This window comes from Microcoleus sp. AS-A8 (genome assembly GCA_039962225.1).
GTDB lineage: Bacteria > Cyanobacteriota > Cyanobacteriia > Cyanobacteriales > Coleofasciculaceae > Allocoleopsis.
In genome coordinates this window covers 17,253-40,124 of sequence record JAMPKV010000028.1, presented here as the reverse complement: position 1 = coordinate 40,124, position 22,872 = coordinate 17,253, and the positions used below count along the sequence as shown (strand labels likewise).

Sequence of the window (22,872 nt, the reverse complement as noted above, 5' to 3'; positions counted from 1 at the left end):
GTCCCACTCTCAGGAACTCAGCCACCGTAATCATCAAAATGAAAGGCTGGGAAAATCGTTAATATATTGGCAGTAACCCCAGTCTTGCAACTGTTGTGCGATCGGCGTGGCCGATGCCCTTCGGGCAATCGCGCAAGCCTGTAGGTCGCGTCTGCTGCTATCTGCGTCAAGGCATCTGTACCCAACATGACTTCACCTGTTTCAGAAAACGCGAAGAATGTGATTCGCCCCCTTCAATACCGAGATTTGGAGGCAATCGAACAGCTTGCCACAGCAGCAACTGATGCAGATAGCAACAGTTGCTCTGTGACCTTCCTTCAGCAATTACAGCAAGTTCGACGCTGGTATGGCTTGCTCAAGCTGTTAAGTTGGTTCCCCAACCCCAGCCAGTACGCTTTTTGCGTGTATGTGGCTGAAACGTTCCAGCAGATTCGCGGCATGATCAAGATTTCGCCGTTTAATCGCACCCGCAGCACTTGGCGGGTGGAACAGGTGTTAGTCGATACCACTGCCAACGTTCCAGAAAATACATCAGCCAAAGGAGACACCGGATCGGGGTTATTGCGCTATTGCTTCGAGACCATTTGGGAAGCGCGAACCTGGTTACTAGAAGTCAATGTTCATCAGAAAACGACACTGGCGCTTTATCGGCAAAACGGATTTCAGCCTTTAGCACAACTGACGTATTGGGCGATCGCACCGCAAATCTTGGAAGAATTGGCAGCTCACGAGCCGGATTTACCGAACCTGCTGCCGGTGAGTAACGCGGATGCTCAGTTGCTTTATCAATTGGATACAGCCTCCATGCCACCCCTGGTACGCCAGGTGTTTGATCGCCACGTTCAAGACTTTAAAACTGGGTTTTTGAGAGCGCTTGTCTCCCATATTCACCAGTGGTTCACCCATACCGAAGTCGTGAGTGGCTACGTGTTTGAACCCCAACGCAAAGCTGCTATTGGCTATTTTCAAATCCGGCTGTGTCGGGATGGCTCCAGTTGCCACGAAGGAGAGCTGACAGTTCACCCCGCTTATACCTGCTTATACCCAGAGTTACTGGCTCAGATGGCGCGGGTGGTGCAAGCGGTGCCCTCACAATCCCTACAAATTGCTTCTGCTGATTATCAACCCGAACGGGAAGAATATCTCGAACAAATGGGGGCAGAGCGGATTGAGCATACCCTGCTGATGTCCCGTTCTGTCTGGCACAAGCTACGGGAAGCTAAGCCGATGTCTTTAGAAGGGTTGCAGTTGTCGGAAGTGCTTCAGGGGTTACAGCCCGCACGCACCCCAATCCCCAGCCGCATTGCCTGGTGGAAGTCTATCTCCAAGAAAACCCAAGCGGTTTCTTCGGGAAATGGCGCTCAGCCAGTCTCAACCTCCAAGATTACTCTCTCCACAGAGACAAGCCCATCTGCTGAGGCACCGACTATTCAGAATTAGCCGTGCTTCGGGGATGGGAAGATGAGGAGGGAGATGGGGGAAGTTGCCATTAAAGCTCCCTTGAGTTCTCCATGCCTTCTTAAATTTGAGTAGAGAGATGGAAAAAATCTCGGCACTGGGATTAGATGTAGGAAGCAAACGAATTGGTGTGGCGGGATGTGATGGCCTAGGTCTAATGGCCACAGGTCTTACCACAATTGAGCGCACGTCTTTTGAGCGGGATGTACAACAGCTACGAGAGTGGGTTGAACAGCGAGAAGTACAGCTACTCGTTGTAGGTTTGCCTTATGCCACTGATGGAACCCTAGGGTTACAGGCGCGGCAGATCCAAAAGTTCGCGAAGCGGTTGGCCAAAGCACTTCAGTTGCCTGTCGAGTATGTAGATGAGCGCTTGACATCCGTGGAGGCAGAAGAATTAATCAAAGCTGAGAATCGCTTACTCTCTCGCAATAAAGGTTTGATTGACCGCAAAGCAGCCGCGATCATTTTGCAACAGTGGCTAGATAACCGCCGCTCAGAGAAATTGGGCAGTGGAAATCAGGGATGAGAATTTTGACCCGTGACGTTCTGCCATCCCCATTCCCCAAGACGGAGTTTCAACCACACTCGTCAGAGTGATAACATGGAAAACTGCTGGTTTATTATCATCGAATTTATCCATGAGTCTGACGCAAGAGCGCAAACACGAAATTATTGAGGGCTACCAAGTCCATGAAACCGACACTGGTTCGGCAGAAGTTCAAATCGCCATCCTCACCGAACGCATTAATCGGTTGAGCGAACACCTGAAAGCGAATTCTAAAGATCATGCCTCCCGACGGGGATTGTTACAACTGATTGGTCGTCGGAAGCGATTGCTATCCTATATGCGCCGAGAAAGTGCAGAGCGCTATCCAGCCTTGATTCAACGCTTAGGTATTCGCGGATAGACCCCATTTCCATTTACAGTTATGTCTACTGAACCAGGGCGTGAGGCAAAAGCCAGTAGCTCCTCCGACGCTAAGTCGTCAAACTCCAGTGACCAACGCTTGCCCTTTGAGCCGCGTCAGAAACGTAAAAAAACACCTAAGACTCAACCCGCTCCAGCCGCTAGTTCAAAATCCACTAAGCCAGAGCAGAAAGCCACTACGTCTAAGGAATCGATGGCGATTCCGGATGCCGTGAGCAAGCGAATGGCGCGCCGGATGGCTCTGTTGTGTGGAATTCCCTCCGTTTTGGGCATCGTTACCTTTTTTGTCAGCTATCTTTTAGTCACACAAGTTGGCTTAAAGTTGCCCAATGTGGTTGTGGTACTCGTGAGTATGGGCTTTTTTGGTTTAGGCGTGTTGGGATTGAGCTACGGCGTTCTCTCGGCTTCGTGGGATGAAGATGTGCCAGGAACGACGTTAGGTTGGCAAGAGTTTAAAACTAACTGGGGACGGATGACAGCCGCATGGCGCTCTGCGGGTCAAAAGGACTAGGGTGAAGGTTCGCAAGGCGAGCAGGTTCGCAGGTTAGTACTCCCAACCTTCAACTTTCAACCTTCAACCTTCAACTAGTTCCAACTTTCCAACCGTCCAACCCGAAGTAAGCAAACACATCATTTGGCAGGGGCTGGAGAAACTATGATTGTGGTGATGAAAATGGGCGCTCCAGAGGCCGAAATTGAGCGCGTTGACCAAGAACTGAGCGAATGGGGTCTAACTCCGGAAAAGATTGTGGGTAAGCACAAGGTCGTGATTGGTCTTGTGGGCGATACGGTGGATTTAGACCCACTGCAAATTCAGGAAATGAGTCCCTGGATTGAAGAGGTGCTCCGGGTTGAGAAGCCCTTTAAACGCGCCAGCCGCGAGTTCCGGCACGGAGAAGCCAGTGATGTGGTTGTGTCAACGCCCAATGGTCCAGTTCACTTCGGGGAGCATCATCCCGTGGTGTTGGTGGCTGGCCCTTGTTCGGTCGAAAATGAAGCGATGATCGTGGAAACGGCGCGTCGGGTTAAGGCGGCGGGTGCCCAGTTTCTGCGGGGAGGGGCGTATAAGCCTCGGACATCTCCCTATGCGTTTCAAGGTCATGGGGAGAGTGCTTTGGGCTTACTGGCTGCGGCGCGAGAAGAGTCGGGGTTGGGCATTATCACCGAAGTGATGGACACGGCGGATGTCGAGAAGATTGCTGAGGTGGCGGATGTGGTGCAAGTGGGTGCCCGGAATATGCAGAATTTCGCCCTGCTGAAAAAAGTTGGGGGGCAGGAGAAGCCGGTTTTGCTGAAGCGGGGGATGTCCTCCACCATTGATGAGTGGTTGATGGCGGCGGAGTATATTCTGGCAGCCGGGAACCCGAATGTGATTTTGTGTGAGCGGGGGATTCGCACGTTTGATCAGAAGTATGCCCGGAATACGCTGGATTTAGCCGTGTTGCCTGTGTTGCGATCGCTCACTCACTTACCGATTATGATTGACCCCAGTCACGGCACGGGGCGTTATGAGTATGTCCCAGCAATGGCACTGGCGGCGATCGCGGCGGGTGCTGATTCTTTGATGATTGAAGTCCATCCTAATCCTGCCAAAGCCTTATCCGATGGCCCGCAATCCTTGACACCCGATCGCTTCGATCGCTTGGTGCAAGATATGTCTGTGATTGGCAAAGCGGTTGGGCGTTGGCATGAATCGGCTGTTGCCCTGGCTTAAGGTTTTAGGGTTGCAGGTTGCAGGTTAGCTAATTCACAGGGAAGCCCCACCCCGTTGAACCAGGAGGCTTCCCACTGCTTCTTTTGCGATTATGGTTTTCAGCTAGCCTGCAAAAAGGGATAGTCTGTATACCCCTTCTCCCCACCCCCGTAGAACGTTGTGGGGTCTGCCTGATTCAGGGGTGCATTGGCAGCAAACCGTTGTGGCAAGTCGGGATTTGCCAAAAATAACGTGCCAAATGAAACCAAATCCGCTTCCCCCTTTGCCAATACAGTATTGCTTCTCTCCCAGTCATAGCCGCCATTGACCATTAATGTGCCTGCAAAGCGATCGCGTAGAACACTAGTGGGTGCCTCTGTTCCACCATGCCTTAAGTCTGCTTCGTTTACCTCAATAATATGCAGATAAGCCAATCCAAATCGATTCAGCGCTTGGGCTGCATAACTAAAGGTTGACAAAGGATCAGAATCGTGCATGTCATTAAACGTGCTGCTGGGAGAAAGGCGTACTCCGACTCGATCGCCACCCCAGACTTCCGTCACGGCTTGCGTAACTTCTAGCAACAGTCGAGCACGATTTTCCAGGGAACCGCCATACTCGTCCGTGCGCTGATTCGTGCCATCCCGCAGAAACTGATCCAACAAATAGCCATTGGCTCCGTGAACCTCCACCCCATCAAATCCAGCTTGGAGCGCATTTTTGGCTCCCTGACGGTACTGTTCAATAATTTCTGGAATCTCAGAGGTTTCCAAAGCACGAGGGGTGACAAAGGGTTTCATGCCTTCATAGGTTGAAGCTTGACCCTTCGGTGCGATCGCAGAAGGAGCCACAGGTAAGGCTCCATCGGGTTGCAAGTCGGGGTGGGAAATCCGTCCCACATGCCACAGTTGCAGGAATATTCTCCCTCCCTGTTGATGCACGGCATCCGTTACCAATTTCCACCCTTCCACTTGTTCGGCTGAATGAATTCCGGGTGTGCTGGGATAACCTTGACCTTGGGGAGAAACTTGTGTGGCTTCTGCAATGATTAGTCCTGCTGAGGCGCGTTGGGCGTAATAGGTGGCATTGAGTGGCCCCGGAACATTGCCATCACCTGCGCGATTGCGTGTTAAAGGTGCCATGACTAGGCGATTGGGTAGTTCTAGGTTCCCTAGTTTGTAGGGAGAAAGTAAATTGATATCCATATTCAGGGGTTGAAGTTCTCGAAAGTATTATTAGTTTGTAAGAAAACGAACCACAGAGTCACAGAGGGCGCTGAGGAGAGAAGGGAAGAGAGAGAAGAGAGTAGGTTTTTGCTTTTTTAGGGTTTGCAGGCAGACTTTAAGGCTGCACGGTTGTCGCTGACTGGTTAAATAGCAATGACCGGGATTTTTCAATATCGAGTGGCTGATTTTTGAAGGATTCTGCTTTCTCGTAGGCTCGAATGGTTGCCGGACGTGTCTGAATTGTCTCGAACCAGCGCTTTAGGTTGGGGAAATTCTCTAGCTTCTGGCCTTGATTTTCGTGGGGGACGATCCAGGGATAGGCGGCAATATCGGCGATTGAATAGTTGCCAGCGACAAATTCTCGATCTGCCAATCGCTGATTCAGGACAGCGTATAAACGCCCTGTCTCATTGACATAGCGGTCAATGGCATAAGGAATCTTTTCTGGGGCATATTGGCTGAAGTGATGATTTTGCCCTGCCATTGGCCCAAGTCCCCCCATTTGCCAAAATAACCACTGAAGGACTTCGACTCGTTGGCGCAAATCACTGGGAATCAGTTTCCCGGTTTTTTCTGCTAAGTACAGCAAGATTGCACCGGATTCAAAGACTGAAATGGGTTCACCACCATTAGCGGGTTCGTGGTCAATAATGGCGGGGATGCGATTGTTGGGAGCTATCTTGAGAAAGTCGGGTTTAAACTGATCGCCAGCACCAATGTTAACGGGAATGATCGTGTAAGGCAGTCCGGCTTCCTCTAGAAACATTGTGATTTTGTGACCGTTGGGTGTTGTCCAATAGTAAAGTTCAATCATGATAGTTTCTCCTGATTTTGTGAGGGTTGTGAGCGTTGTGAGCCGTCTGAGCGATCGCACATAGCGCATTGCCCAAAGGGCGATCGCATTTTTTTCGGCTAAAGAGGAGCATTCTCCATTTGGGTCATTCCTGCCTGTAGCCTTTTTCGAGTGGAGGAGGTACATCTGACCTCTCTGGAAAACTTCTCTCCTACTCTTGAGACAGGCTTTGATTCTTACTCGCCTTCCCTAGGAGGGACCGGAGCGACCGCCGGAACTCATACGAGGACTTTAGTGAGGATGAGGAGGTAGGGGGTTAGGTTATTGTGATGTACACATGCGTAACTGAGAACTGCTAGATTTACCAGGGGATGACGGTTCTATCTCGCAAGAATTTGCCTGTTAAGTCAGAAGGGGCTTCTGTTGCCAGCCATGTCACAGTATCCGCTCCCTGTTGAACAGAGCGTGAAGCGTTGGAGCCGCCCATGTCAGTGCGTACCCAGCCTGGACAAATCGAGTTCACTGCAATGTGTTTGTCTTTGAGCGCCGCCGCCATCATGCCTGTGACTGCATTGAGTGCCGTTTTTGAGAGAGAATAAGCAGGTGCCCAATCACCCATATCCGTGAGTTGACCGCCGCCACTGGAGACATTGATGACTTTCCCCGCATTGCTCCTGGTCAGAAGTGGCACAAGTTTTTGAGTTAAGCTCAGAGGGCCAAGGGTATTCGTTTGCAGGGTTTGCAGAATCACTTCTGGTTCTACCTCAAGGACAGACGAATTGGGTGCATCGAGGAGGATACCTGCATTGTTGACCAGCACGTCCAGATGGTCAATCTGGGATGCGAGTTCCTGGGCTAAGTGATCGATACTGGTAGAGTCTGTCACGTCCAATTGCAAGAATTCAACGCGGAGTCCATCTTGCTGCAATTTTTGGGATGCTTGTTCCCCACGCTGGCCATCGCGAGCGGTTAAAAATACTCGAAACCCTGCGTTGGCAAGCTGTTGGACGATTTCCAAGCCAATTCCTTTATTGGCTCCAGTCACTAAAGCAATTTTTTCTGTGGTCATTGTTTAGTCACCTCATCAAGATAGACTTGAACCCGTTGAGTCAGACCAATTTCCTTGCATGACGCTACCGATCAGATCCCCCCTAGCTCCTCGTATGAGCTCCGGCCTGAAAAAGGGGGGATATTTGGGGATATTAAAGTAATCCTGTTCAAGTTGCCTTACAGGTGTTTTTCCAAGGTTGTAGCCAAGGTGGTTGTTGGGACTGCGCCTACCACTGTATCAACTTGCCGTCCTTCCTTGAACACGAGTAAGGTGGGAATGCTGCGAATCCCATACTGGCTGGCGATACTGGGATTCTGATCGGTGTCGAGTTTGACCACTTTCACCTGTCCTGCAAACTGGGCAGCGATCTCTTCCACTGTGGGAGCTACCATCCGACAGGGGCCACACCAAGGTGCCCAAAAATCGACTAATACCGGAAGTTCACTTTCGAGGACTTCTTGCTTGAACGTTGCGTCTGTCACTTGGGTTACTGATGACATTCTTGTCCTCCCGTATTATTTCAATATTTCGAGAATCTCGAATAATTAAACTATAGTTCAGCCTATGCAATAATGCAACTATGAGACTGCTGTATCATCCAGACCCAAAAGATATATCTTTAGCAGGCGTATTGTATGCGCTGGGCGACCCGGTGCGGCTTGAGATTGTTAGGCGGCTGGCGGCTAAGGGTGAACAACCCTGTGCGGCGTTTGATTTAGCTATTGCCAGGTCTACTATGTCCCATCACTTTAAGGTTTTGCGGGAGTCGGGTGTGCTTTACTGTCGCAAGGAAGGAACGCAGCACCTCAATTCGTTGCGGCGTGAGGATTTAGATGCGCTGTTTCCGGGGTTGTTGGATGCGGTGTTACAAGCGGCTCCACAGTCTCCCTCGAATTAGTAGGGGCAAGGTATGCCTTGCCCCTACAGACTAACGTTCAACCTTTAACCTATTCAAGGCAAATGGTTGGCGAATTGTGCGATCGCATCCGCTGTCAGTGCTACCTCGTTTGTTAGGAAGGGAGAATTGCCTCGATATTCTTCTGTACCTGCTCAAGTTCCTGACGCTTCTGCGCGATAAATGCTTTTTCAGCCTGACGTTGTTCCAGTGTTTCTTTGTGAGCTTTTTCTTGTTGCTCTAGCAGGTTTTCATAGAGTGATATTGCCACCTTAATAACGTCGCTTGCTGACTCAATTCGGTTATCAAAGATTGAGACGATATTTTCACTGACCTTGTTAAAGGTCTCTTGTTCGGATTCAGAAAACTTTTGAAATCCTAAATCATAGACCTTCTGTTTAGTTTGAAAGTGAAGCTCTTCTTCACTCGGTCCCCCGAACAAAAATGACCCAATTGCCGCAGCCGCTCCCCCAGCCAGAAGTAATGGTACAAGCCCAAGTCCCGTAAAGAAAAACAATGCACCAACTGTTAATCCACCTGCTCCAAGACCGCCCAGAAAGCCACTTCCACCGTCATTCTCACTTTCATTGGGATTAATTGCTGAAGCAATACCCAATATATCTCCTCCCTTCCCCGCAGCCATAAGGCTAAACTGTTCATTAAGGTTAGTGCTGATCTGACGATCAAGAATCTGGAAATTAGATCTTATAGCTTCTACTTCCTGGTATATTTTGCTGTCTAAGCTTCCCAGATTATGCTTTAAGATAATATCTCCTACCTGTTTATTCCACCACTCATCTATCTCGGCTGATAGAGAACGAGTAAATTGATCAGCATAGTCTCGAATTAATTTTTCCTTATCCCAGATAGGTGAACATTCAGAATACCATTCAGCACTTTTTGCCGCTATGCGATCTTCTAATCCCTCTGCCCAGTTATCCCAAGATTTAGCTGCCTCCTGAATAGAATCTTCTATTAGCTTATGAGCCAAATGCAGGATTCTGACATCACACCCACTAGCTTCCCCAATCTGTTCCACAATTTTCTGTTTTTCTGCTTCAGAAAGATTGACGTTGCCATCTAAAACTTTCTCAGCTTGTTGCAGTCCATCTAAACCCTCTTGAATCAAAGTATTGATTTTAGTAACAGCTTGCTTGATTTGAAGAAAGCCGCGCTCAACCGTTAGGAATTTCTCGATGGACTGGGTGAAACCCTGGAAGGCTTTCAGATACTCATCTTCAGTTCCTGCAAAAATTGCATCCAGTGCAGCTTGAGCAGAAATGAAGTGAACGCGGTTTTCACCGGCGATAATATTTTCGCCTTGCACAAATCTTTCAATTCGCTGTCGCACGTCCTGACGATCTTTTTCACGCCGCAGCAAATCCATGAAATTAACTGCTAAAAATAGATTTTCCGCAGGTTCATCAGCTTTTCCACTATTTAGCTGAACCTTCAAATATTGTATAAACTCACGTTCTCCTTTAGTCAGAGGACGCGAGGCATTTGCTAGGAAAATGACCGCATCAGTTCCCTTAATTAATTCTAGAGTAATGGCAGTCCGGGTATTCTCTTCATCTAAGCCTGGAGAATCAACGATTTCCACGCCACTGCGACATAAATCTAAATCAGGATGCTCAAAAACAATCTCTTCAATCTCAGATTGTACTAGTTCTTCACTGAGACTACCCAGTGCTGCTTCTTCAGAAATTGCTGCTTTAACTTGGTACTGATCTAAAGAAATCTCTTCGGTGCGTTTATCTTTGTAATAACAAACTACCCTCTTCTGCGCTCCATATTTCAAAACTGTCACGGTGCCACTACAGGGAATCACTCTCACAGGTTGAATCTCTTCACCGAGCAAAGCATTTAGTAAGGTTGATTTCCCTTGACTAAACACACCTACAACTGCCACACGAAAACGCTGAGATTGTAATTTTTGAGATACCTTACCTATGTCCTCTGCTAAAGTCTGAGGTAGGAAATCACGATTGTTGCAGTCTTGAATTATCTGAAAAACCTGATAACAAAGATTTTCTAGTTGCTTCCGGTACTTCTGGAACTCTTGCAATTGTCCATAAGACGAAGCTAAGCGCTGTTGAGTCCCTTTATGTTCAGGTTTAGCAGGTAGAGCTGCCAACATATCACTTGCGGCCTTAACAAATATAGTATCCAGTTGATGGAACCTAGCCGGAGCGAGTAAAAGATGTACATCATCTAAAGCTGCTGGCTCTACACTTTCTTGATGGGTGAATCCAGCTTCGAGAACTGCCAAGAGTCGCGGGTTAATCCTTAGCCGATTGGCAATTGCCTCTAAATACTTCTTTTCACGGGCATCCATGTCTCCATCTGCTGCCGACATTTCATAGCCAAACCCAATCAGCAACAGTCTCTCTGATTCTGAAAGTGGAGCCGTTAGCGTTTGTAAATCATTAAGCTTTTTATAAACCTGATTTTGTCGGATTCCCTTAGTTAATAGTTGCGCTAATTGACGTGAATTTCCGCTTGGGGGAATAAATCGATTGATGGTTTTCTGCCAGCGTTGCTTTTCCTCGTCTGTAATTGTGCCATCTACAAACATTACTCCCAGCAGTACGGTTATCAACGCAGCCATAAAAATTACGGGAGGAGTAAGATCTCGTTGATTAAGCTTCTGTCCAGTGATGCGCGACAACAGCTCAACTGCCTCAGTACTAATCAGTGAAATTTCCATAGCATCTGCGAGCCAATAGTGTTACTCGCCGTTTAGTATGCCGAGATTGAGCAGAGAATAAATCCGAGAAAATACGGTTATCTTTACTGAGAAGACCAGCTATTCTCGGTGAATATCCCTAAAACGCCAAATACATCTTTCTTGGAAAGTCATGGACTATTTATTTAGTGCTGCAAATCAAGCTCTTTGGGCTACAGGAAAGCTCATGCAGGCTACAACAACTACAGGACAACTCCTACCCATACTTAGAGATCCAGTAACAGGTCAATTTGTAGAGATAGCGAAGGGTGCAGTTGTTAATAACCTTCCTTTAGCACCCCTAGTAGCTGCAAATCCTCCTGTTGGCCTGACAATGATGGCTGGACAGATGGCGATGAGTGCAGGGCAGGCGTATCAAAATCACAAGGGATTTCAAGCTGTTCTGAGTCAGTTAAATGCTATTCAGTCCACTTTGGGAGTTCTGCAAGCAACTACAGCTTTAATTGGTGTCGGAACTGTAGCAAGTGTAGCCTTGTCAGCAGTGAACCTGTGGCAAACACTGAAACTGAGGGAAGATGTAAAGCAGCTAAAGCTTGACGTTAGAGATGGCTTTATTGACTTAAAGAAAGCCTTGAGAAGCCAGGGAACAGAAATAATCCAACGAATTGACGAAGTTGCCCAAGATATCAAATTTGAGCAGCATCGTCTGGAATTGATTAAGGCTTATGGGCGGTTTCTGGAAGCGACTAAGCTAATGAAAACCGCTATGTCAATTCAAGACTTGAGTGCCAGAAAAGTTGAGTTAGCAAATGCACGGCAGACGTTAGGTGAAGCTTTAGCAAGCTACAATAATCCTCACTTATTATCAGAAACCTCTGCGGCAGGGCAACTCCGTAGGATGGAATGTGCTTGGGCGATTGAACAGACAATTGTTCTAACCTATCAATTACAAGATGAGCCAGCAGCAGTAAGCGATCGCCTTTCTCATCTCCAAGACAAAATCCGTCAAGATGCCCTCACTGTAATCGACCGCATAGAAACCGAAGATGAGCTAGATTTCCTCTTCCCCGAACTCACGCGAATTCACGACCACGATTTAGCTGTACTCGAATCGTGGCAAAATCATGTAGATTGGATGCGTTCCCTCCCTCCATCCGAACTCAAACTCCTCCAAAGTGCCGACTTCGACAATTCAGAACTCCCAGTTAATTTAGATATAAACGCCGATACAACCGCCTTAACTGCACCACCAGAACAGTTACTCTACGAAAGTTTAAAGCAAAAATCTCATCCTGCATCCCTGCAAGATCAGCTAGTTTTGATGATGAAACCAAGCTTACGTCAAGAGTTTGCATCCTACATCAGCCAGCAATCCGCGATCGCAGGTTATAAAACCTTAGTCCCAGCCAACTTACAAAAAGCCTCAAACTTAGCAGTTGCTAATCTCTACTGGTATTTCAAAGTCAGAGACGAATCCGAAGAAGAGGCAGTAACGGCGTAAACCATTAAAAATTGAAGAAGCGATCGCCTCACGCGATCGCTCCAATCCCAAATACATCTCACTATAGTCTTAAACTTAATTTTACATAATTTTTATCCTGCCACAGATTATCCGTAAAAACACGGATGAATTCCCGTCTGCCATAAGACAAACTCATAATTATTGCATCTAGTCATTCGTGCAACAACATTCAGGAGATAATCATGACTCACATATTAGTAGTGGAAGACGACCCTTCAGTTCGGGAAAATTTAGAAGAAATATTAGAGACGTTGAACTATAAAGCTACGTCAGCAACTACAGCCAATGAAGGTATTGCCATCTTAAAATCTAATACTAATTTCAATCTCATTTTGTGCGATATTATGACTCCCGATGGGGATGGATTTGATGTACTCTCATTTGTGAGAGGCAACCCAGCAACAGCCAGCATTCCTTTTATATTTCTGACCGCCAAAATTCAGAAAAAAGACATCCGCTTGGGAATGGGTGAAGGTGCAGACGATTACCTGACCAAGCCATTCACAATCCAAGAAGTTCAAGAAAGCATTAAATCAAGGCTAAATCGGGCAAAGGATAACTCGATTCAATCTAAACTCGCTTTGTCTAAAACCCTTGAATCCTTAGTCATGCCCAAACTCAGCGACATTATCGAGCAAGCTGAACAGATAGCCTCGAAGAATTCTTCTGATCAAGAAGGGCTATCTTTAATGAAAGATTTGCAAATCATTAGATTAACATTAGATAAATTCAAACTTTGGTTGGAAAAATAATTACCTCAGATTTTTCCGGAGAATTATTTCCACTCAATCACGCTAATCGGCAAAATTCCCAAAAGTTTTGTAATGGACAGGACTTACGCCTTTTCTGGCTTAATACATCATCTTCGTAGGGGCGAGAATCGCCCCTACTTCATGTAAGGTTTGTGCGTAAGTTAAATTGAAAGAGCGAGCGCCCACAAAACAAACTATTCTTCTGCCGCTTCACGTTCCAACAAATCCTGTAGTTGTGGCACAAGGCAAGGGAGGTCATTGTTGATAGTTTCCCAAATTCTCCGCAGGTTAGTCTGGAAATATTCGTGAACCACAACATTCCGCATACCTGCCATCAGACGCCAAGGTATCTGAGGATAGTGAGACTGAATGTTAACAGGGATATTTCTTGACGCCTCACCAATAATCACAAAGTCGTAGAGAACAGCTTTTGTAACTGTTTCATCGCTTTGAAATTCCTCAAAATTCATACTTGCCGTGCGTCGTTCAATTCCACCAATAGATTGCAGAATATCCCGAATGCTTATCCGCCAGTCTCTAGAAGGCACGAATTACATCCTTGAGCACAGGTTCTCGCAAATGTTCCCTTAACGCATCTTGAGTTCCCAAATCCACAGAACATCCGAGGATATCCTCCAAGTAGTACTGCACCCGCAAGAGTTGAAATAGCCCTCCTGGTTGATTGAACTCTACCAAAAAGTCTACATCGCTGTCAGGACGAGCTTCATCCCGTGCAACTGAGCCAAACAACTCTAGGGACTTCACGTCCAGTTCCTGCAACTGTGCCCGATGTGCTGCCAAAATTGCCAGTACTTCATCTCGCTTCATGGTTTGTTTCCCGAAGCCTATTTAGTACAAAGGTAACAAACAAGCGTCACTATACTAGAGTTTGCCTAACCACGGACTGAGTGCCAGGTCCAAACACACCATCTACATCAACCTTAAAATTTGCCTTCGCTAACGCCTGTTGAACCAATTTTTCACTCGTTAAAAACATACTGCTGCGCCACACGCCAATAGCGAGAGAAGCGCTTAAGGTCAATATATCCGTCATAGTTCACAAACGGTTCAGGCGACCAAACTTCAATCTCTAATGACGAAATGTCTTCAATACGATTGCAAATTACCTCAAACCGAGGACTCGGACTTTCCGCCGTCGCCACACCATCCGCGCCCTGTTCCTGAGCAAAAGCAACAACTTCCTTCGCCACATCGCCCCGCCGAATCGTCACCGGCAACTCCAACAAACACTCATAAATAAACACAATTCGCTTCAGACTAATCTTCCATTCCTCCAACAGAGCATCATCCCACACCCAAATTGCCGCCGCCTCTGGATAGGCTTGCAACGCTGGATTTTGCGGACTCAAACAATCCCCATGTACCCAAACAATCGGTTTTTCCATCCTCTCTTTCTTCTCTCCTGTGTGTGTCCTCTGTGCCTGGAGTGGTTCGTCACACTTCCCTCACCTACCTGCGGCGCTTCTGCGGGCGCTCAAAACTCCGACTCCCACCACTCTTATCGATTGACTCCGCCTTGGGAAACAGCCGTTGCTCTAGCTGTTCATAACTCCCCTCAAAATCACACTTGCCATAGAGCGGACAAACTTGACAATACGCACAATTCGTGTATTTTTCCAAATTCTCCCGATTGAAGAAATAAGGCTTATGGCTGAACGTACTCGCCACCCACTGCCAGGAGAGATTATTACTGGCTGGGTCACCATCCAGGAGATGTGATAAAAACCACCTCGCCCCTGCCTGCCAACGCACATGCCGCCAATGCACCAAGTAAGCCGCTAACCACATCCGTGCGTGGTTGTGCAGGTAACCCATCTCTCGTAACTCATGGCTGAAGCTGTCGATGCACACCATTCCAGTTGTGCCCTGTTCCACGTCAGTCGGTAACTCAGCCTGATACACTTCGGCAGCATAGCCTGTTTTGTATTCTTCCTGGTCTTTCCAGATAGCGTCCCCTTTCTCGGCATATAGCCGTTGCCAGTAATCTCGCCAACCCAATTCCTGAATTAATTTCTCGGCGTCATTAGGGTTTTGTACATTCTTAAGGGCAAAATCCCTGACTTCAGCTAGACTCAAAACCCCATAACGGATATACGGCGAAAGGCGTGTGACTTTCCCATTCAGAAAGTTGCGGGATTTGGCATACTGAGCAGGATTGACTTGGTTGAGTGCTGCCTCTGCGGCTTGACGCCCTCCGACTATCTCACTGACTTGCTCGTCGCCGTCTGCCCGATTGGGAAACTGTTCGCGAACGTAGGCGATTAGCTCATCGCGGCTGGTAAACTCCCGTCGCATATCAGGATTGTTGGTTTCGTTCATCTTCCTTTTCTCTCAGCCGCCGTTGTGCAGTTGTCCATTAAGTTGCAGTTTTGTATATTCTGGTTGTACAGCAATTCGATAGATAGCGTAGCGGGACGTAGTCCGGGGGTAACAGGAAGACTTTTTGATAAGCTCAATGACCTCCAGCCCTGGCAAAATAAGTGAGGATTGAAGACCAATCATCAGGAGTAAGTTTAATGAGGCTTGGTCGGTGGACATCCGAAAAACGCACCTCCCTAATACAGCCAGTGATTTTAGCGATTGTGGCTTGCGCCTTGGCAATCCTGCTGTCCAACTGTAATCGCCCTTCTACGAACCCAACTAGCAGCCCTCCGTCGCCAGCCAATAGCCCAGCCGCGCTGTCATCGGGAACGCTAGTTTATGGTGCAGGAGGAGAACCCGTTAATCTGGAACCGGGAAATATTGAAGATGGCAACTCTCTAACGGTTCAAAATCAAATCTACAATCGCTTAATTCAATTCAAGCCCGGTACCAGCGATTTGGAACCGGCTTTAGCCACCGAGTGGAAGTCGGCAGAAGGCGGCAAAGTCTGGACGTTTAAGCTGCGATCGGGGGTAAAGTTTCACGATGGCACTGATTTCGATGCTGAGGCGGTGAGATTCAATGTGGATCGGTGGTGGAACCCCAAAAGTGAGTTTGGCTACCGCAATGCCGGAAAGACTTACATCATTTGGAAAAATTTATTTGGCGGCTTTAAGGGGAGTCCAGAATCTCTCTTACAAGATGTCGTAGTCGAGGGGAAGGATACGATTAAGTTTGTACTCAAACAGCCCTTCACCATCTTCCCCACCGCGATCGCATCGGGCTACTTTGGCATCGCTAGCCCAACAGCTATTAAAAAAGCCCAAGCCAGTTATGGCACTCCCGCCTCCTTTGCTGTAGGAACGGGTCCGTTTATTTTTAGAGAATGGCGCAGTGGCGATCGCATCGTCCTCGCCAAAAACCCGAACTATTGGCAGGAAGGCTTACCCAAATCCGAGCAGTTGACTATCCGCTTTATTAGCGACCCAGCCGCTAGGTTAGTGCAACTGAGAGCCGGAACCATCGACCTGACGGTAGATTTAACCCCGGATCAGCTACAAGAAGTGCAAAGAGACCCGAATTTAGAGGCCGTCTTTCGCCCTTCCTTTAATGTCGGCTACCTGGCGCTCAATCCTAGCTACGAGCCTCTCAAGAAACCCGAAGTCCGTCAAGCGATCGCTCAAGCCCTCAACAAAGAGGAAATTGTCAAAGCGTTTTGGGGGGAGTTGGGTGAAAATACGCCTCACTTTACACCTCCCTTGTTCAAAGAGTATCAATCCCAGAAAGCCACAGGCTATCCTTACAATCCTCAACAAGCCCTGCAAACCCTCGCCAAAGCTGGTTATCCTAAGGGGTTTGAGCTTCAACTCTGGTATATGCCTGTCAGCCGCCCCTACTTTCCCACACCCAAGCCAATTGCTGAAGCCTTCGCTGCTGAATTAAGTGCGATCGGGATTAAAGTTAGCCTACAAACTAAAGACTGGGCTGCTTATCTTGGCGATCGCAACAAATCACCCGGTTTCCAAGCCTTTATGCTGGGTTGGACAGGGGATTATGGCGATCCCGATAGCTTTTACTACCCTCACTTCGGCCCCGGTGCCACCGCCGACATCGGAAACTGGAAAAATGAGCAATTGTTCAAACTCTTAGATCAGGTTCGTGTCACTCAAGACAAGGCAGAACGAATCAAAATTTATCAGCAAATTGATGAAATTCTGGAAAAAGAGGCCGTGCGTCTGCCCATTGTTCATTCTAAACCCCTTCTTGCCAAGCGCAAGATTGTTCAAGGTTGGACGCCCAGTCCTCTAGGGACTGAACCACTAGGGGCGGTTACCAAGTCCTGAGCCATCAACATAAATTAATCGGGGCGGTTGGACGCGATTAATGATGGCTCTGATCGATAGCATTGATACAAAACCCGCTCTCTCCCACCCAGTCGTCCTATGGGTGGGTTTTGATTGTTCAGTTATCTGTTGTGTCAATTATTTCTCCGAATGTGACCCCTACAAATCCCTATAATTTTTTATTTCGCTCTACTTCCTGACGTTTATAGTAATGCAGTACACAGAAGTAAGCGGTGAGTGCAATTACCTGACTTTAAACCTCTAACTCACACATAACAAGGCAGTATAACTCGAAGTTTCCTCTCTCATTCTATAAAGATTTTATGAAGTAACGCTCTATACAAATTCAATTTTGATAAATAAGCTTTTTTTATAATTCAAAGCTATATCAGGAATCATTGGGTTATTAGTTCTTGAAGTTTTTTTAAAATTACTAATGAACTGTAAAACCTTAACTGATTTACCGCCAAAAAAGCTGTTTATCCACAAAGTTATATTTTTAAACATTAAGGGTCATTTCTAGACATCAATGTTTATATTTTGTAACCGTATAAAAATACGGACAAGATTAAGTAAAAGCTAACGATTAGACTTAAAGCCACTGTATTTTTACTAGCATCAGGGTTGCCGAAATGAACAATGAAAAAAGTTGCATTAATGATTCCAGGCCAGGGAGTTGTTAGGAATATCAGCGTGGCGGTACAGGTAGCGATGGTAGAGCCACATCGGTCTTTAAGTACAAACTTAGGCTTCCATTACACATTTACAGTTTTTACTCCTACCCACAATCGGGCACATACCTTATCTCGTGTTTACGAAAGTCTTAAAAGACAGACTTATCGTGATTTTGAGTGGCTGATTGTCGATAATGGTTCAATCGATAACACGCCTGAGTTAGTGGAGCAGTGGCAAAAAGAAGCTAAGTTTCCAATCCGCTATATTTACCAAAACAATAAAGGTAAACATATGGCTTATAACTTGGCGGCAAGAAAAGCTAAAGGTGAACTTTTTATTTGCTTAGATTCTGATGATGCTTGTGTAGCTGAAGCCTTAGCATCTTTCAAATATTATTGGGATAGCATTCCCAAAGCTGAACAGGATCAGTTTTTTGGTGTAGAGTGCCCGTGCCAAGACCAAAATGGTAAATTGATTGGCAGTTATTATCCTTCTACTCCTACGGATACTAATTTTTGTGAAATGCGTTATCGCCTGAAAGTAAAGGGTGAAAGATGGGGGTTTCAACGGACTGATATACTGCGACAATTTCCATTTCCAGAGGTCATTGGGCAGAATTTATACGTTGCAGAAATGATTGTTTGGTCTAGGGTCGCCAAAAAATACAAAATCAGATGTGTAAACGACTGTTTACGAATTTACTATGTTGACAGTGGAGCAGACCAATTAACTAAATCTAATTGGGTTCGTAAAAATCCGTTTGGTTTCATTTTAATGTCTAAAAGTATTTTAGACACGGATATCGATTATTTCCACTTTTCTCCCTGGTTTTTTATTCGCAATGCGATTAACTATAGTCGCTACTGTTTCTATTTGAAGATTGGCATTACCAAGCAATTTATCAATCTCAACTCTTTCCTGGGCAGACTGCTGTGGTTTGTAACATTCCCCCTAGGATATGTGCTTTGGTTTACCGGAGTTTAGACTAAGGCAGCGCATTCTGAGTTCGAGCGTATTTATAATATGTCTGTTAAGATAGCTGATTTTAGTTTGTCTTGATAAATACGCTCTCAGATTAACATGGGTCGATATATCCTCAAACGCTTGCTTAACTTAATTCCCGTCCTCTTGGGGATTACACTGTTAGTTTTCGTCCTTCTGCACTTAATACCAGGTGACCCAGCCCAGATATTAGCAGGAACACGCGCTACACCTGAAATAGTGGAGGGAATCCGAGAGCAGTTGGGTTTAAACAAGCCTCTACCCGTACAGTACATTCTGTTCTTGGGGAATCTGCTACGCTTCAACCTTGGCAATAGTATTATGAGTGGCGCTTCAATTATTCAAGAAATTGCTATTCGCTGGCCTGCTACCTTTGAGTTATCGGTTGCTGCCATGTTCATTGCCCTCATTTTGGGAATTCCGGCGGGAGTTTTGGCAGCCGTTCGCAAAAATAGCGCGATCGATAATCTCACCATGAGCGGTTCTTTAGTCGGTGTATCTATGCCCGTATTCTGGTTAGGATTGCTCCTGATTTACCTATTTGCTGTTAATTGGCAATGGCTTCCTCCTGGTTTACGCATTAGTCAAGAAGTCGCCTCAAGCTTCAAACCCCTGACTGGTTTTTATGTTTTAGATGCTTTACTTCAATTAAACTGGAACGCGCTGAAAGATGTACTTGCACATTTAGTTTTGCCCGCGTTAACTCTAAGTACCATTCCCCTAGCGATTATTGCCCGAATTACTCGCAGCGCCATGCTTGAAGTGCTATCACAAGACTATATCCGCACCGCGAGAGCCAAGGGAGTTTTAGAACGTTGGGTGATTTTTAAGCACGCTTTGAAAAATGCTCTCTTGCCGGTGGTAACGATTATTGGCTTGCAGTTCGGGACGCTTTTAAGTGGGGCAATTCTGACGGAAACTATTTTTTCTTGGCCTGGAATTGGCTTCTGGATTTACGATGGGATTCTGAACCGTGATTATCCTGTTGTACAGGGAGGCGTTATTTTTGTATCGATTAGCTTTGTGCTAATTAATCTGTTAGTGGATATTTCCTATGCCTTTTTAGACCCCAGGATTCAGTATCGATGACAATCACCCTGAAGGATTGGACTGCCAATGCTCGAAATGTACTTGGGCGATTTTTGCAATCGACATCGGGGAAGATTGGTTTATTTTTGGCGATCGCAATTATACTCCTAGCGCTACTCGCTCCAGTCTTACACCCCTATGACCCCTCGACAGACCGAAATTACCTAACGCGGTTGAAACCTCCCAGCGCCCAACATTGGTGGGGTACCGATGGTCTGGGGCGAGATGTGTTGATACTGGTATGGTATGGGCTGCGGACTTCGCTGTCTGTGGGTTTAGTCTCGGTGTTGCTGGGATTAACGATTGGTGTGTTGCTAGGATTGGTGGCTGGCTACTTCCGAGGAGGGTGGGATACTGGAATTGGTTGGTTGACGGATATTCTCTTAGCTTTTCCTTCGATTTTATTAGCGATCGCAGTCGTTACCATCACAGGCCCTAGTTTACCCAGTGTGATGATTGCAGTTGGTGTCGTGCAAGTCCCAATTTTCATCCGGCTGACGCGCAGCATGGTACTATCCCTGCGAGAGCAAGAGTTTGTCCAAACCGTAATCGCGTTTGGCGCGACTCCAGCCCGAATTATTTTCCGCCATATCTTACCCGCTAGCCTTGCACCCATCGTGGTACAAGCCACTCTATCGATTGGGACGGCAACCTTGGAAGCGGCAGGTTTAGGATTTTTGGGTTTGGGAGCTCAACCGCCTACGCCAGAGCTAGGAACCATGCTATCGGATGCCTTTAAAAATGGCTATTCCCTCTCTGCCCCTTGGACAGTCCTGTTTCCGGGTTTGATGATTACGCTGATTGTTCTAGCCTTTAATCTCCTGGGGGATGGATTACGGGATGCTCTTGACCCACGAGAAGGCTATTGACCCTAAATTCCGTATTCGTCAAGTATCAAACTACGTAATTTCTGGTAATGGGTAATGGGTAATCCGTTTTCTGTTTTTTCCCCATGCCTCAGTTCTGAAAAAACTGACCGAATGGATTGCCGAAACCGTTATAAAGTCTCCTGGTGGAGTACATTTTAGCTTAGAAAGAAAAGTGACCTGTAAACAAGAATACTTCTTCCAAAGTCCTAGCCAAGGGTCAGCTCATTCTTTCGAGCCATATCTTTAGATAGAGGAGGAGTTCTGACTTCAGTAGTAGACTAACGACATGGCAAGTGTTAAGTTACCCAGCACATTGCTACTGACAGGACATCAAGCGTTAAGCCTCTACTGATGAATTAGTAGGGGCTTCTTTTTATATCTTTTTATAGTTATTTTGATCAAGTTACCCCCACTCTTAACGAGCAGGGGTAGGGCCTACCGACAGGACAGCAAGCTCCACTACTCACCTTAAGAGTATTTTGAGAATATATCCCCTACTAGAAGGAGTATGCCCAATGACTGACAGGCTCAAAACCTATTGATTGGATTGACTTGAACAGTGCCAAAGATTTAATTAAATCTTTTCATGCCAAACTTTTGTTCAGCGAAATGAGCCACAACTGCAACTAAATCATCAGGCTCAATCGGCTTCGGCAAATGTACCTGAAATCCTGCTTCGAGCGAACGAATACGTTCTTCTTGTGCAGCGCAAGCCGTCAAAGCAATAGCTGGTATTAGTCCTCCCTGGTTAGGGGAGAGGGTTCTGATTTGGTGAATCAGCCAATATCCATCCTCAAAAGGCATGGCTATATCACTAATGAGGACATCTGGTTTGAAGGGTGCGTTCGCGTAGCCGGCGCTTTGCGTCATCACGTTAAACGCTTCTCTGGCGGATGCGGCTGTTACCACCTGTGTCCCATATTCTTCAAGAATCATTCGGACTAATTCGAGGCTGTCGTCATTGTCATCTACCACCAATACTTGCAAGTTTGCGAGAATTTTAAATCTATCTTGCTCAAGATGCCAGTTATCACAAACTGTTGAAACCATAGTTTTATCTCCTTAGTTGGAGGGTCAATTAGGGAGAAAGTCCTTCTAGAGAAATGGCGGCAACCGTCTCTCTAGAGGGCATATCGCTCGTTCTTTCATTTAATCAGGCTTCTCTGACTTCAGTCTTATGCCCTTAGACATAGCAGGGAGACGGCTAACTTAAAGCCGGATTTGCATAAAAAGCAGTTTAGCTTGATTGAAGAACTTTCGTTGTGTCATCCTCTGCCAAACGACCATCTTCCATATAAACAAGTCGGTCGGCAATATCGAGAATACGATTATCATGAGTGACAAGCAGAATAGTGCAACCCTGTTCTTTGGCTAAACGCTGCATAATTTCAACGACATCTCGACCTGATTTCTTGTCGAGTGCCGCAGTGGGTTCATCGGCTAAAACAATCTTGGGATGACTGACTAAAGCACGAGCAATCGCTACCCGTTGCTTCTGTCCTCCTGATAAGTTTTCAGGATAATAATTCGTGTGATTTCCCAAGCCAACCTGTTCTAAAATCGCTGTTGCTTTAGCATTCATGTCCTGTTTTAGCATTTCGTCGTGGAGTTCTAACGACATCCGCACATTTTGTTTAGCCGTCAAAAAGCTCATCAAATTATGGGCTTGAAAAATATAGCCAATCTGTCTTCGGACTAGCGTTAACTGTTGCTTACTTGCTCCACTCATCTCCTGTCCAAGAATCTTCAGGCTGCCTTCTTGAGCAGAACGTAAGCCACCCAGCAAGGTCAACAAAGTTGTTTTCCCAGACCCGGACGGCCCAGTCATAATGACAATTTCTCCGGAATAAATTTTTAGATTAATATCAAATAAAGCCTGTTTTCGTAGTGCGCCTTTCCCAAAGTAATGGTTGACTTGGTGGACGGTAATAACAGGTTCGGTACTCAGTCGTGAGTTAAATAAGGGAGAATCAATAGCTTCCATAGACTTATGTTTGAGAC

General features: G+C 46.6%; 25 protein-coding genes. 12 read left to right on the top strand and 13 right to left on the bottom strand.

Annotated elements, in window-relative coordinates; all coding sequences use genetic code 11:
* Nucleotides 1-17: 17 nt before the first annotated feature.
* A complete protein-coding gene (locus NDI48_27605; protein ID MEP0834933.1) occupies nucleotides 18-188 on the bottom strand; it encodes a hypothetical protein in 171 nt (56 codons plus the stop codon).
* Here NDI48_27605 and NDI48_27600 point away from each other — a divergent pair.
* From NDI48_27600 to aroF, 5 genes are all read left to right on the top strand, one after another.
* Nucleotides 187-1,440 (top strand): GNAT family N-acetyltransferase, encoded by a 1,254-nt coding sequence (locus tag NDI48_27600; GenBank protein MEP0834932.1) that lies wholly within the window; start codon nucleotides 187-189, stop codon nucleotides 1,438-1,440. The genes NDI48_27605 and NDI48_27600 overlap by 2 nt on opposite strands.
* 97 nt (nucleotides 1,441-1,537) lie before the next feature.
* Complete coding sequence (ruvX, locus tag NDI48_27595; protein MEP0834931.1) at nucleotides 1,538-1,987, top strand: Holliday junction resolvase RuvX; 450 nt, start codon at nucleotides 1,538-1,540, stop codon at nucleotides 1,985-1,987.
* Between the two features lie 112 nt (nucleotides 1,988-2,099).
* Nucleotides 2,100-2,369 (top strand): 30S ribosomal protein S15, encoded by a 270-nt coding sequence (rpsO, locus tag NDI48_27590; protein MEP0834930.1) that lies wholly within the window; start codon nucleotides 2,100-2,102, stop codon nucleotides 2,367-2,369.
* Between the two features lie 21 nt (nucleotides 2,370-2,390).
* Nucleotides 2,391-2,900 (top strand): PAM68 family protein, encoded by a 510-nt coding sequence (locus NDI48_27585; protein ID MEP0834929.1) that lies wholly within the window; start codon nucleotides 2,391-2,393, stop codon nucleotides 2,898-2,900.
* Nucleotides 2,901-3,044: 144 nt separating this feature from the next.
* Nucleotides 3,045-4,103 carry a 3-deoxy-7-phosphoheptulonate synthase gene (aroF, locus tag NDI48_27580; GenBank protein MEP0834928.1) on the top strand — a complete coding sequence of 353 codons (1,059 nt, stop codon included), beginning with the start codon at nucleotides 3,045-3,047 and terminating at the stop codon, nucleotides 4,101-4,103.
* 98 nt (nucleotides 4,104-4,201) lie between these two features.
* Here aroF and NDI48_27575 read toward each other — a convergent pair whose 3' ends face one another.
* From NDI48_27575 to trxA, 4 genes are all read right to left on the bottom strand, one after another.
* On the bottom strand, nucleotides 4,202-5,287 hold the full coding sequence (locus tag NDI48_27575) for an alkene reductase (GenBank protein ID MEP0834927.1): 1,086 nt from the start codon (nucleotides 5,285-5,287) through the stop codon (nucleotides 4,202-4,204).
* Nucleotides 5,288-5,423: 136 nt separating this feature from the next.
* A complete protein-coding gene (locus tag NDI48_27570; protein MEP0834926.1) occupies nucleotides 5,424-6,122 on the bottom strand; it encodes a glutathione binding-like protein in 699 nt (232 codons plus the stop codon).
* Between the two features lie 340 nt (nucleotides 6,123-6,462).
* On the bottom strand, nucleotides 6,463-7,170 hold the full coding sequence (locus NDI48_27565) for an SDR family oxidoreductase (GenBank protein MEP0834925.1): 708 nt from the start codon (nucleotides 7,168-7,170) through the stop codon (nucleotides 6,463-6,465).
* A gap of 158 nt (nucleotides 7,171-7,328) precedes the next feature.
* Nucleotides 7,329-7,652, bottom strand: a complete 324-nt coding sequence (gene trxA / locus NDI48_27560) for a thioredoxin (protein MEP0834924.1) — start codon at nucleotides 7,650-7,652, stop codon at nucleotides 7,329-7,331.
* An 80-nt stretch (nucleotides 7,653-7,732) separates the two neighbouring features.
* Here trxA and NDI48_27555 point away from each other — a divergent pair, with 80 nt between their 5' ends.
* A complete protein-coding gene (locus NDI48_27555; protein ID MEP0834923.1) occupies nucleotides 7,733-8,050 on the top strand; it encodes a helix-turn-helix domain-containing protein in 318 nt (105 codons plus the stop codon).
* Nucleotides 8,051-8,162: 112 nt separating this feature from the next.
* Here NDI48_27555 and NDI48_27550 read toward each other — a convergent pair whose 3' ends face one another.
* Nucleotides 8,163-10,757: a dynamin family protein gene (locus NDI48_27550; GenBank protein ID MEP0834922.1), complete on the bottom strand. Its 2,595-nt coding sequence runs from the start codon at nucleotides 10,755-10,757 to the stop codon at nucleotides 8,163-8,165.
* Nucleotides 10,758-10,908: 151 nt separating this feature from the next.
* Here NDI48_27550 and NDI48_27545 point away from each other — a divergent pair, with 151 nt between their 5' ends.
* Both NDI48_27545 and NDI48_27540 read left to right on the top strand, forming a co-directional pair.
* The gene (locus tag NDI48_27545; protein MEP0834921.1) at nucleotides 10,909-12,237 is read left to right on the top strand and encodes a hypothetical protein; all 1,329 of its coding nucleotides are present in this window, start codon (nucleotides 10,909-10,911) and stop codon (nucleotides 12,235-12,237) included.
* A 203-nt stretch (nucleotides 12,238-12,440) separates the two neighbouring features.
* Complete coding sequence (locus tag NDI48_27540) at nucleotides 12,441-13,010, top strand: response regulator (GenBank protein ID MEP0834920.1); 570 nt, start codon at nucleotides 12,441-12,443, stop codon at nucleotides 13,008-13,010.
* Nucleotides 13,011-13,204: 194 nt separating this feature from the next.
* On the opposite strand, the gene NDI48_27535 is transcribed toward NDI48_27540, so the two are convergent.
* From NDI48_27535 to NDI48_27515, 5 genes are all read right to left on the bottom strand, one after another.
* A complete protein-coding gene (locus tag NDI48_27535; GenBank protein MEP0834919.1) occupies nucleotides 13,205-13,558 on the bottom strand; it encodes a DUF86 domain-containing protein in 354 nt (117 codons plus the stop codon).
* Nucleotides 13,548-13,838, bottom strand: coding sequence for a nucleotidyltransferase family protein (locus NDI48_27530; GenBank protein ID MEP0834918.1), 291 nt, complete (start codon nucleotides 13,836-13,838; stop codon nucleotides 13,548-13,550). Before NDI48_27530 ends, NDI48_27535 begins: the two co-directional genes overlap by 11 nt.
* Nucleotides 13,839-13,990: 152 nt before the next feature.
* Nucleotides 13,991-14,416, bottom strand: coding sequence for a hypothetical protein (locus NDI48_27525; protein MEP0834917.1), 426 nt, complete (start codon nucleotides 14,414-14,416; stop codon nucleotides 13,991-13,993).
* A gap of 64 nt (nucleotides 14,417-14,480) precedes the next feature.
* On the bottom strand, nucleotides 14,481-15,350 hold the full coding sequence (locus tag NDI48_27520) for a deoxyribodipyrimidine photo-lyase (GenBank protein MEP0834916.1): 870 nt from the start codon (nucleotides 15,348-15,350) through the stop codon (nucleotides 14,481-14,483).
* 12 nt (nucleotides 15,351-15,362) lie between these two features.
* Nucleotides 15,363-15,569, bottom strand: a complete 207-nt coding sequence (locus NDI48_27515) for a hypothetical protein (GenBank protein ID MEP0834915.1) — start codon at nucleotides 15,567-15,569, stop codon at nucleotides 15,363-15,365.
* Between NDI48_27515 and NDI48_27510 the strand changes: the two genes are divergently transcribed.
* The 4 genes from NDI48_27510 to NDI48_27495 all read left to right on the top strand — a co-directional run bounded on the left by NDI48_27510 (nucleotide 15,548) and on the right by NDI48_27495 (nucleotide 20,871).
* A complete protein-coding gene (locus NDI48_27510; protein ID MEP0834914.1) occupies nucleotides 15,548-17,236 on the top strand; it encodes an ABC transporter substrate-binding protein in 1,689 nt (562 codons plus the stop codon). The two genes, NDI48_27515 and NDI48_27510, sit on opposite strands and share 22 nt — an antisense overlap.
* A 639-nt stretch (nucleotides 17,237-17,875) precedes the next feature.
* On the top strand, nucleotides 17,876-18,895 hold the full coding sequence (locus tag NDI48_27505) for a glycosyltransferase family 2 protein (GenBank protein ID MEP0834913.1): 1,020 nt from the start codon (nucleotides 17,876-17,878) through the stop codon (nucleotides 18,893-18,895).
* A 96-nt stretch (nucleotides 18,896-18,991) separates the two neighbouring features.
* Nucleotides 18,992-20,002: an ABC transporter permease gene (locus NDI48_27500; protein ID MEP0834912.1), complete on the top strand. Its 1,011-nt coding sequence runs from the start codon at nucleotides 18,992-18,994 to the stop codon at nucleotides 20,000-20,002.
* Nucleotides 19,999-20,871, top strand: coding sequence for an ABC transporter permease (locus tag NDI48_27495; protein ID MEP0834911.1), 873 nt, complete (start codon nucleotides 19,999-20,001; stop codon nucleotides 20,869-20,871). The genes NDI48_27500 and NDI48_27495 overlap by 4 nt, the downstream gene beginning before the upstream one ends.
* 570 nt (nucleotides 20,872-21,441) lie before the next feature.
* On the opposite strand, the gene NDI48_27490 is transcribed toward NDI48_27495, so the two are convergent.
* Nucleotides 21,442-21,921 carry a response regulator gene (locus tag NDI48_27490; GenBank protein MEP0834910.1) on the bottom strand — a complete coding sequence of 160 codons (480 nt, stop codon included), beginning with the start codon at nucleotides 21,919-21,921 and terminating at the stop codon, nucleotides 21,442-21,444.
* A 187-nt stretch (nucleotides 21,922-22,108) separates the two neighbouring features.
* On the bottom strand, nucleotides 22,109-22,855 hold the full coding sequence (locus tag NDI48_27485; GenBank protein MEP0834909.1) for a DevA family ABC transporter ATP-binding protein: 747 nt from the start codon (nucleotides 22,853-22,855) through the stop codon (nucleotides 22,109-22,111).
* Nucleotides 22,856-22,872 lie beyond the last annotated feature (17 nt).